The 10,399-nt window shown below is 40.4% G+C and carries 14 protein-coding genes; 10 read left to right on the plus strand and 4 right to left on the minus strand.

From position 1 onward, the window contains the following. Positions 1-42 precede the first annotated feature (42 nt). Positions 43-660 carry a transcriptional repressor LexA gene (lexA, locus tag CS060_RS13285; protein WP_035050718.1) on the minus strand — a complete coding sequence of 206 codons (618 nt, stop codon included), beginning with the start codon at positions 658-660 and terminating at the stop codon, positions 43-45. A gap of 146 nt (positions 661-806) precedes the next feature. Between lexA and yneA the strand changes: the two genes are divergently transcribed. From yneA to CS060_RS13325, 8 genes are all read left to right on the plus strand, one after another. Further along, a complete protein-coding gene (gene yneA, locus CS060_RS13290; protein WP_035050707.1) occupies positions 807-1,109 on the plus strand; it encodes a cell division suppressor protein YneA in 303 nt (100 codons plus the stop codon). Between the two features lie 14 nt (positions 1,110-1,123). After that, the gene (locus CS060_RS13295) at positions 1,124-1,804 is read left to right on the plus strand and encodes a YneB family resolvase-like protein (protein ID WP_099669042.1); all 681 of its coding nucleotides are present in this window, start codon (positions 1,124-1,126) and stop codon (positions 1,802-1,804) included. A gap of 20 nt (positions 1,805-1,824) precedes the next feature. After that, positions 1,825-2,055, plus strand: a complete 231-nt coding sequence (locus CS060_RS13300) for a DUF896 domain-containing protein (RefSeq protein ID WP_035050709.1) — start codon at positions 1,825-1,827, stop codon at positions 2,053-2,055. 145 nt (positions 2,056-2,200) lie between these two features. Further along, positions 2,201-4,204, plus strand: a complete 2,004-nt coding sequence (gene tkt, locus CS060_RS13305; RefSeq protein ID WP_035050719.1) for a transketolase — start codon at positions 2,201-2,203, stop codon at positions 4,202-4,204. Positions 4,205-4,323: 119 nt separating this feature from the next. After that, positions 4,324-4,536 carry a YneF family protein gene (locus CS060_RS13310; protein WP_035050710.1) on the plus strand — a complete coding sequence of 71 codons (213 nt, stop codon included), beginning with the start codon at positions 4,324-4,326 and terminating at the stop codon, positions 4,534-4,536. A 113-nt stretch (positions 4,537-4,649) separates the two neighbouring features. After that, on the plus strand, positions 4,650-5,354 hold the full coding sequence (locus CS060_RS13315) for a cytochrome c biogenesis CcdA family protein (protein WP_099669043.1): 705 nt from the start codon (positions 4,650-4,652) through the stop codon (positions 5,352-5,354). A gap of 26 nt (positions 5,355-5,380) precedes the next feature. Further along, positions 5,381-5,740 (plus strand): response regulator, encoded by a 360-nt coding sequence (locus CS060_RS13320; protein ID WP_035050712.1) that lies wholly within the window; start codon positions 5,381-5,383, stop codon positions 5,738-5,740. Positions 5,741-5,761: 21 nt separating this feature from the next. Then, a complete protein-coding gene (locus CS060_RS13325; protein WP_035050713.1) occupies positions 5,762-6,229 on the plus strand; it encodes a CcdC family protein in 468 nt (155 codons plus the stop codon). A gap of 14 nt (positions 6,230-6,243) precedes the next feature. Here CS060_RS13325 and CS060_RS13330 read toward each other — a convergent pair whose 3' ends face one another. Continuing rightward, positions 6,244-6,681, minus strand: a complete 438-nt coding sequence (locus CS060_RS13330; RefSeq protein ID WP_035050714.1) for a DUF2621 domain-containing protein — start codon at positions 6,679-6,681, stop codon at positions 6,244-6,246. Positions 6,682-6,759: 78 nt separating this feature from the next. Next, positions 6,760-6,903 carry a small acid-soluble spore protein P gene (locus CS060_RS13335; protein ID WP_035050715.1) on the minus strand — a complete coding sequence of 48 codons (144 nt, stop codon included), beginning with the start codon at positions 6,901-6,903 and terminating at the stop codon, positions 6,760-6,762. Positions 6,904-7,008: 105 nt separating this feature from the next. On the opposite strand from CS060_RS13335, the gene CS060_RS13340 reads away from it, so the two are divergent. After that, positions 7,009-7,269: a hypothetical protein gene (locus tag CS060_RS13340; protein WP_035019584.1), complete on the plus strand. Its 261-nt coding sequence runs from the start codon at positions 7,009-7,011 to the stop codon at positions 7,267-7,269. Between the two features lie 17 nt (positions 7,270-7,286). Here the strand turns inward: CS060_RS13340 and sspO are convergent, their stop codons facing one another. Then, entirely contained in the window at positions 7,287-7,436 is a 150-nt protein-coding gene (gene sspO, locus CS060_RS13345) for a small acid-soluble spore protein SspO (protein WP_035050716.1), read from the minus strand. Positions 7,437-7,605: 169 nt separating this feature from the next. Between sspO and acnA the strand changes: the two genes are divergently transcribed. Further along, positions 7,606-10,314: an aconitate hydratase AcnA gene (acnA, locus tag CS060_RS13350; RefSeq protein ID WP_035050717.1), complete on the plus strand. Its 2,709-nt coding sequence runs from the start codon at positions 7,606-7,608 to the stop codon at positions 10,312-10,314. Positions 10,315-10,399: the final 85 nt, after the last annotated feature.

Genomic DNA, 10,399 nt, shown 5'->3' on the forward strand with positions numbered 1-10,399 from the left:
TGAGAGGACGGAGGTTAATCACCTCCTCCTACTCGATTTCTCTTAATGAATTGCACGATATACACCTATGACTTTTCCTAAAATTGTAGCGTTTTGGACAATGATTGGTTCCATTGCTGAATTTTCTGGTTGCAAACGGATATAATCTTTTTCTTTAAAAAAACGCTTCACTGTCGCTTCATGCTCTTCAGTCATCGCCACAACGATATCTCCATTATTGGCGGTTTGCTGTTGACGAACGATCACATAGTCTCCGTCTAAAATACCGGCTTCAATCATGCTTTCTCCGACGATTTGTAACATAAATACTTGATCATCTGGTGAGACGAACCGTTCTGGAAGAGGGAAATATTCTTCAATGTTTTCAATTGCAGTAATTGGTTGTCCGGCTGTCACTTTTCCGACGATCGGAACATTAATGACATTGGTTTTCGGGATGGATTCGTGCTCGTCCAAAATCTCAATAGCTCGAGGTTTTGTTGGATCGCGTCGAATGAAGCCTTTACTTTCTAAACGAGCTAAATGTCCGTGGACGGTAGAACTAGAGGCTAAACCAACTGCTTCCCCAATTTCTCTTACTGACGGTGGATACCCTTTTGTGCGCACTTCTTGTTTAATAAAATCCAAAATTTGTTGTTGTCGTTTTGATAATTTCGTCATCATTATACACCTCTTCCTTTTCAATCTTTGCCTATATTATAACATAATTTTGCATGTTAATACAAACATAAGTTCGAAAAATAGTTGACACGAACAAAAGTTCTCGTTATTATATATACAAACAAATGTTCTGAGGGGTAGGTCGTATGGGGAAAATACATTATGTGATGACGGTTTTGTTTAGTGTACTATTTGTATGGGCCTTTTTACATGTAACACAATCTGTTGATAAAGAACGATATGTTGAGATTACCGTCTCAGCCGGGGATACATTATGGGAGATTGCAGATCAATATAAACACGAACATCAGTTGTCGCGCCAACAATTTATTGAATGGGTGATGAAAGTAAATGGGCGTTCAGATGACCAATTGATCGTTGGTGAGAAAATTGTCATTCCTGTGTTAAAATCAAATCATGAAAATCAACTTGTTGCTAATAAACCATAGGAAAGGGATGGCGGATGAACGCAATTATTTATTGTCGTGTAAGTACGACAAAACAAGCACAAGAAACGTCGTTACAAAGACAAAAAGAAGAGCTTGAAAAGTTAGCCCAACAATATGAAATGAATATTATCAAGGTCATTGCAGAACAGGCGAGCGGTTACGACATTGAACGTGAAGGAATTATGGAGCTGCTTGATGCGATCAAACAACATCGCATCGACGTCGTTCTCGTTCAAGACGAAACAAGGCTTGGACGAGGAAATGCAAAAATTGCTCTTCTTCGCTGTTTACAAAAAGAAGGCATTCGTGTGTATACCGTTAGCCATCGCGGAGAGCTTCAATTATCAGAAGCGGATTCGATGGTGTTAGAGATTATTAGTATTGTTGAAGAATATCAACGAAAAATACATAACTTAAAAATTAAACGCGGTATGCAACGGGCTGTTCAAAAAGGATATCGGCCCGAAAACAATTTGCGCAACATCGGTGAACATGCGGGCCGCGATCGGAAAGATGTACCGATTGAAGACATTATTCGATTGCGTCAAAATCGCTTAACGTTCGCTGAGATTGCTGCAACGCTTCGTTCATTTGGTTACGATGTATCAAAAGCGACTGTTCATCGGCGATACAAAGAATATGAGCAACTTGTCAACAATGAAAAATTTTTGTATGATGATACGAGCGAGAAGTAAATACAAAAGGATGAGGCTAAATGTTATCTTCTGAAAAAATAGCACGAATTAATGCGTTAGCTAAAAAAGCAAAAATGGAAGGTCTTACAGATGAAGAAAAGCAAGAGCAACTACAACTTCGCGCGGAGTATATTGCTGCCTTTCGAGCATCGATGATCGAAACGTTGCATGCTGTAAAAGTGATTGATCCAAATGGCAATGATGTCACGCCAAAAAAATTAAAGGATAGTAAGAAAAAACGCCTGCATTAATACGCCTATCATGGAGAACATACGAGTATAGATGTTCTCTTTTTTCGTCAGTTTGTCAAAAAAAATGTTGTGAAGCATTGTACATTTTACGAACTTTTCTATATCATAAAAGATGAAAATGTTTGCAAACGAAAGGATGAAGATGATGACACACTCTATTGAACAATTATCGATTGCAGCAATTCGTACATTGTCGATTGATGCAATTGAAAAAGCAAATTCAGGTCACCCAGGAATGCCAATGGGAGCTGCACCAATGGCGTATACATTATGGACAAAGTTTATGAACCATAATCCGCACAATCCAAAATGGTTCAATCGTGATCGTTTTGTATTATCGGCAGGACACGGCTCGATGTTATTGTATAGCCTGCTTCATTTAAGTGGCTATGACGTCACAATGGAAGACATTAAACAGTTTCGCCAATGGGGAAGTAAAACACCAGGCCATCCGGAATACGGTCATACACCAGGTGTAGAAGCGACGACAGGACCACTTGGGCAAGGAATTGCGATGGCTGTTGGAATGGCGATGGCAGAACGTCATTTAGCAGCTACGTACAACAAAGACAAATTCGAAATCATCAATCACTTTACATATGCGATTTGTGGTGATGGGGACTTAATGGAAGGAGTTTCTGCAGAAGCAGCTTCGCTAGCGGGACATTTGAAACTCGGTCGCCTCATCGTCCTTTATGATTCGAATGATATTTCGCTAGATGGCGAATTAAATCTTTCGTTTTCAGAAAGTGTAGAACAGCGTTTCAAAGCGTATGGATGGCAATATATTCGTGTAGAAGATGGCAATAACATCGAGGAAATCGCTCGAGCTATTGATGAAGCTCAAAAAGATTTAGAACGCCCGACATTAATTGAGGTAAAAACAACAATCGGTTACGGTTCGCCAAACAAAGCGGGAACAGCAGATGTACATGGTGCGCCGCTTGGGAAAGATGAAATTAAGCTAACAAAACAAGCATATAAATGGACGTTTGAAGAAGATTTCCATGTTCCAGACGAAGTGTACGCTCATTTTGAAAAAGTAGTAAAAGAAACTGGAGAGAAAAAAGAAGCAGAGTGGAGTGCTTTATTTGCTGAATATGAGAAGGCATACCCAGACTTAGCAAAGCAATTACGCATGGCGATTGACGGCAAACTTCCTGAAAGTTGGGAAAAAGCGTTACCGGTATATGCGGAAGGAAAAAGTTTAGCAACACGCGCTTCTTCAGGGGAAGTATTGAATGCAATTGCAAAAGTTGTACCGCAATTTTTAGGTGGATCTGCGGACTTAGCCGGTTCAAACAAAACGTTAATTAAAGGTGCAGGAGACTTTTTACCAGGAAGTTATGAAGGTCGTAACATTTGGTTTGGTGTCCGCGAATTTGCGATGGGAGCGGCGTTAAATGGTATGGCGCTCCACGGCGGTGTAAAAGTGTACGGCGGTACGTTCTTTGTCTTTTCAGACTATTTACGTCCAGCCATTCGACTTGCTGCGCTGATGGGATTGCCTGTCACATATGTATTTACACATGACAGCATTGCGGTCGGTGAAGATGGTCCAACGCATGAGCCAATTGAACAACTAGCTTCCTTACGAGCAATGCCAAATGTATGTGTCATTCGTCCAGCAGATGCAAATGAGACAGCTGCTGCATGGCGTTTGGCTGTAGAATCTACAGATCGTCCGACTGCTCTTGTGTTGACACGTCAAAACCTTCCTACGTTAGCGACAACAGCAGAGCGTGCGTATGAAGGAGTGAAAAAAGGAGCATATGTTGTTTCGGAAGCTCAAGGAGAAGTACAAGCATTATTGTTAGCATCTGGTTCGGAAGTTAGCTTAGCTGTAGAAGCACAAAAAGCATTAGCGAATGAAGGCATCCATGTTTCTGTTGTCAGTATGCCTTCATGGGATCGTTTTGAAGCGCAACCGGCGGAATATAAAGAAAGCGTCATTCCAAAGCATGTAAAAAAACGTCTTGCTATTGAAATGGGCGCATCTCTTGGTTGGGAGCGCTATACAGGTGACGAGGGTGATATTTTAGCTATTGATCGCTTTGGGGCTTCTGCACCTGGAGAAAAAATTATGCAAGAATATGGATTTACAGTGGAAAACGTTGTAGCGCGAGTCAAAGCATTACTAGGCAAATAATAAAACGGGGAGCACATCTCCCCGTTTTATTATCGAATAAAGATTTTTTACTGAACATATTGTACAAACCGTCATTGTTTAGTATAGTGTAATGTAGACAACATGAAGGAGGAAAAAATATGTGGGAAATAATTTTAGTAGGCATTGTAGCGCTTGCTGCTGGCGTTGCGCTCGGATTTTTTATTGCGCGTAAAACAATGATGAACTACTTAAAGAAAAATCCACCGATTAATGAACAAATGATTCGAATGATGATGATGCAAATGGGCATGACACCATCGCAAAAAAAGATCAATCAGATGATGAAAGCAATGAACAATCAGTTGAAATAAAGGTAAGGCACTCACAACGAGTGTCTTTTTTAGCACGGAAAGAAGCTGTTGCCCGTATTTGTATTTTTTTGATAAAATGTAGTTAAATGAAGAAGGAATGGAGTGCCAATGATATGGACATTCAACTGTTTGTTGCGTTTGGGGCAGGCGTGCTGTCGTTTATTTCTCCTTGTTGTTTGCCGCTTTATCCAGCCTTTTTATCATATATTACAGGAATTTCGGTTAGTGATTTAAAGTCTGATTATGCATTGTTACAAAAAAGAAGTTTGTTACATACGTTATTTTTTTTGCTCGGTTTTTCATTTATTTTTATTGCCATCGGTTTTGGTACGTCAATGCTTGGACGCTTTTTTCATATATACCAAGATCTTATTCGGCAAATTGGTGCAATATTGATGGTGTTTTTTGGGTTTGTTATTATCGGCATCTTTAAGCCAACCTTTTTAATGACGGACCGTCGTTTATCTTTTCAACAACGTCCATCAGGTTACATTGGCTCTTTTCTTATTGGTATGGCGTTTGCTGCAGGCTGGACGCCGTGTACAGGTCCGATTTTAGTATCGGTGATTGCTCTAGCAGCGACCAATCCAAGTTTAGGTGTTGTTTATATGACAGCTTACTCACTTGGTTTTGCTTTGCCGTTTTTACTTTTGTCGTTTTTTATTGGAAAAATGGGTTGGATTCGAAGACATCATGTTAAGCTAATGAAAGTCGGCGGATATGTCATGATAGGTATGGGGATTGTATTGTTTTTTGACTGGATGACGAAAATTACGATCTATATGACAAATATATTTGGTGGCTTTACAGGTTTCTAGTTTCTTAGGGTGTGGAGGGAAAGAAAATGGCGAGAATTTTAATTGTGGATGATGCGAAATTTATGCGTATGACACTAGCGAATATTTTAAAAAAAGCAAACCATGAAGTAGTTGGGGAAGCGGAAAATGGAAAAGAAGCTGTTGAACTATATATGGAGTTAAAGCCAGACGTGGTGACACTTGATATTACGATGCCGGTGATGAGCGGACTTGAAGCTGTCAAGGAAATTAAACTGTATGATCCGAACGCGAAAATTATTATGTGCTCAGCAATGGGACAACAAAAGATGGTCGTTGAAGCCATTGAAGCGGGAGCGCTAGATTTTATCGTAAAGCCATTTGATGAAAGTCGCGTCATGGAAGCCATTCAACGAGTGTTACAGTAAGATGGGAAAGGGAGATTGACTTTGGCTATTTTTAGTTCGGTATTTGCGGTATTTATGGCTGGACTTGTTTTCTTTATTCGCATGAAAGCAGCAGAAAAACCGACAAACGCCAAAAAAATTATATTACCCCCTATTTTTATGAGCACAGGTGCTCTTATGTTTCTTCATCCGATGTTTCGGGTAACGACGCTAGAATGTGTAGAAGCAGTTTTTGTTGGAGCGCTTTTTTCTATTTTGTTAATTAAAACATCTTCGTTTGAAGTTCGGGACAACGAAATTTATTTACAACGTTCAAAAGCGTTCGTTTTTATTTTTGTTGGTTTAATCGTATTGCGTCTAGCTCTAAAGACATATTTAAGTCGAACCATTGAGTACGGAGAACTCGCGGGAATGTTTTGGATTTTAGCCTTCTCGATGATTGTTCCGTGGCGCGTGGCGATGTATGCATCATATCGTCGCCTTCAACAAGAAATAAAAGAAAAAAGCTAATCAGCAACAGGCGATTAGCTTTTTTTTGCTAGTAAATGTTCGTATTTTGTAAAATCAATTTGTTTTTCTCGTAGCGCTTTAATTAAAAACTTATGATCACGTTTTGGTGTAGCGAGAATATAGCCACGAACAACTAAATCTTCTGTAATTCGATTCGCTTTCTCTTGTAACGCTAACTCTCCGATTTTTCCAGCGATTTTTTGGCGAGCCACATCACGAAATAGCTCAGGAACAGGGCGAACTAAATCTTCAAGTAGTTCTTTTTCTTTTTCAGACCATAAATGACGCGTTTGCTCAATGTAATACTGTTGCCAATCTAATTCGGATTTACCATCTTCTTTTGGTAAACGTTTTAAAAATTTCCGGAACATAAAAAATCCGCCGATTGACATTGTAACAAGAAGAAAAACGACCCAAAATAAAATAAACCATAAAAACCAACCTGTTAGCATACATTCCACCTCAACGTTTATTATGTAAAAAAATCATGGTGGAATCAAGCAAAAGAGCTGACAATGGTGTCAGCTCTTTTACATATCGTGACTTGAGTTATGCTTTTGACGGGTATGATTTTGATTTTTTACTTTTTTCGAGCCACTAAGCGGTTCTGGTTGTCCTGGGTTATCTCCTTTTGGGGCGTTTTTGTGCATATCTTTGCTTGTATTTTTGTTCATGCGACACACTCCTTTCTTTCATATGATGGCATGATAAACGATATTTATGCATATTTCGTCCGTGAATAGGCACGATAATAATTAAAAAGAGAGGAAGTGAATGAGATGCCTTATCATAAAAATAAGCAACAAGCGTTTGAAGCTGCCCAACAAGGAACAATGGAGGCGAAAGAATGGTATGATCATCTTGTAAAAAGTGATGCAGATTACGGAAGTCAATTGCATCATTTAAAACAAGAAGTAAACGAAGCGTTTGAGCAAATTAATAACGCGCTTGAAGTAGCTTCAGAAAAACAACGAAAACAGCTTGAACAATTTCGTCACGATTTGCAAGCAATTGTCGACGAAGTCAACATGTATGAATAATCCCGCTTCAAGCGGGATTATTGATTTTTCTTCCGTTTTTTATTATTTTGTTTTTGCGCTTCTGTCATTGGCTCATTTGACAACTCCTCATTGTAGCCAGCACCTTTTCCTTGTGCGCTTGCATCATTCATGCCAGGAATGACATGATTTGCTTTTCTTTTTACCATCTTTTTTCACCTCCTACAACTATTGTTGGAAAGAGGGCAAAAAAATATGCATTTATCTGAAACTTATAAACAATTATTATTTACTTATGTAGAGCATTGTATTAAGATAAAAGCGTAGGAATTTTGTGGGTGTGGGAGAAGATGATTTGTTAGAAGGGGGTAATACATAATGGTGAAAAATGATGTGTTTCAAGCGCGTTCTACTTTCGAGGTAAACGGGAAAAAATATCATTATTATCGTTTACAAGCGCTTGAAGAAGCAGGAATCGGAAATGTATCGCGCCTTCCGTATTCTATTAAAGTGCTTCTTGAATCAGTACTTCGTCAAGTTGATGGGCGTGTCATTACGAAAGAGCATGTTGAAAATTTAGCGAAATGGGGAACGGGTGAACTGAAAGATGTAGATGTTCCGTTTAAGCCATCTCGCGTCATCTTGCAAGACTTTACGGGTGTCCCTGCGGTTGTTGATTTAGCTTCCATGCGAAAAGCAATGGCGGACATAGGTGGGGATCCGTATGAAATCAACCCCGAAATTCCTGTTGATCTTGTGATTGACCACTCTGTCCAAGTTGATAAAGCTGGGACAGAAGATGCGCTCGAGTATAACATGAATTTAGAATTTGAGCGCAATGCAGAGCGCTATAAGTTTTTAAAGTGGGCACAAAAAGCGTTTACCAATTATCGTGCTGTTCCTCCAGCAACGGGTATTGTGCACCAAGTTAACTTAGAGTATTTAGCGAATGTAGTGCATGTCATTGAAGGGGAAAATGGTGAGTATGAGGCGTTCCCAGATACGCTTGTCGGTACAGACTCCCACACAACGATGATTAACGGTATTGGCGTACTCGGTTGGGGTGTTGGTGGTATTGAGGCGGAAGCAGGCATGCTTGGACAACCATCCTACTTTCCAGTACCAGAAGTGATCGGTGTACGCTTAACAGGAAAATTACCGAACGGTACGACAGCGACAGATCTTGCGTTAAAAGTGACACAAGTGCTTCGGAAAAAAGGTGTTGTCGGCAAGTTTGTTGAATTTTTCGGTCCAGGTGTGGCAACATTGCCGTTAGCTGACCGTGCAACAGTAGCTAACATGGCACCTGAATATGGTGCAACGTGCGGCTTCTTCCCGGTCGATGCGGAAGCGCTTGATTACTTGCGCTTAACAGGTCGTGACGAGCAGCATGTTCAAGTAGTTGAAGCATATTGTAAAGCAAACGGCTTGTTCTATACACCAGATGCACAAGAGCCTGTATTTACAGATGTTGTTGAAATTAACTTATCAGAAATTGAGCCAAATCTTTCTGGACCAAAACGTCCACAAGATTTAATTCCGCTTTCAAAAATGAAAGAATCGTTCCGTCAAGCTGTTGTTTCTCCACAAGGAAATCAAGGTTTTGGCTTGACTGAGGCGGATTTTGATAAAGAAATTACCGTTACGTTGAACGGTGAAGAAGTACAAATGAAAACGGGTGCGATCGCGATTGCGGCGATTACAAGCTGTACGAACACATCCAACCCATATGTGTTGATCGGAGCAGGTTTAGTAGCGAAAAAAGCGGTAGAAAAAGGATTAAAAGTGCCGAAATACGTAAAAACTTCGCTTGCACCTGGTTCAAAAGTCGTTACAGGGTACCTAAAGGATTCGGGGCTTCTCCCTTACCTAGAGCAAATCGGCTTTAACATCGTCGGTTACGGTTGTACGACATGTATTGGTAACTCTGGTCCGCTTGCTCCAGAGCTTGAAAAAGCGATTGCAGAAAACGATTTGCTTGTAACAAGTGTATTATCTGGTAACAGAAACTTTGAAGGACGCATTCATCCGCTCGTCAAAGGTAACTATTTAGCATCGCCACCACTTGTCGTGGCATATGCCCTTGCTGGAACAGTTGACATCGATTTATTAAATGAGCCGATCGGTAAAGATCAAAACGGAAATGATGTGTACTTTAATGATATTTGGCCGTCTACAGAAGAAGTGAAAGAAGTTGTAAAACAAGCAGTGACACCAGAATTATTCCGTAAAGAGTACGAGCGAGTATTCGACGATAACGCGCGGTGGAATGCGATTGAAACGACGGACGAGCCACTTTATCAATGGGATGAAAATTCGACGTACATTCAAAATCCGCCATTCTTTGAAGGATTATCGCCAGAAGTGGAAGAAGTCAAACCACTTACTGGTTTGAGGGTGGTTGGTAAGTTTGGTGACTCTGTCACAACAGATCACATTTCACCAGCTGGATCGATCGGTGTAAACACACCAGCAGGACAATATTTAATTTCTAAAGGTGTTGATCCGAAAGACTTCAACTCGTACGGTTCACGTCGTGGTAACCACGAAGTCATGATGCGAGGTACGTTTGCAAACATCCGTATTCGTAACCAAATTGCTCCAGGTACAGAGGGTGGCTATACAACATATTGGCCAACAGGCGAGGTTATGTCGATTTACGATGCATGCATGAAATATAAGCAAAATGGCACAGGACTTGTTGTCATCGCTGGTAAAGACTACGGAATGGGAAGTTCGCGTGACTGGGCAGCAAAAGGAACGTATTTGCTTGGTATTAAAACCGTTATTGCTGAAAGTTTTGAGCGTATCCATCGTTCAAACCTTGTACTTATGGGCGTATTACCACTTCAATTTAAAGAAGGGGAAAATGCTGAGACGCTTGGATTGACAGGTAAAGAAGTATTTGAAGTGCATATTGATGAAAACGTCAAACCGCGCGACTACGTCAAAGTAACAGCGACAGACGAGCAAGGAAACAAAAAAGAATTTGAAGTGCTTGTTCGTTTCGATAGCGAAGTAGAAATCGACTACTATCGTCACGGTGGAATTTTGCCGATGGTATTGCGTGAGAAGTTAAAACGATAAGAAGAGAGCGAGTTGCTCTCTTCTTTATTTTGGTGTGCTCGGCATGGGTGCAATCTATAGGGTGAAAGTCCCGAACTGCGAAGGC

It is taken from the genome of Anoxybacillus flavithermus (assembly GCF_002742685.1).
Lineage (GTDB): Bacteria > Bacillota > Bacilli > Bacillales > Anoxybacillaceae > Anoxybacillus > Anoxybacillus flavithermus_E.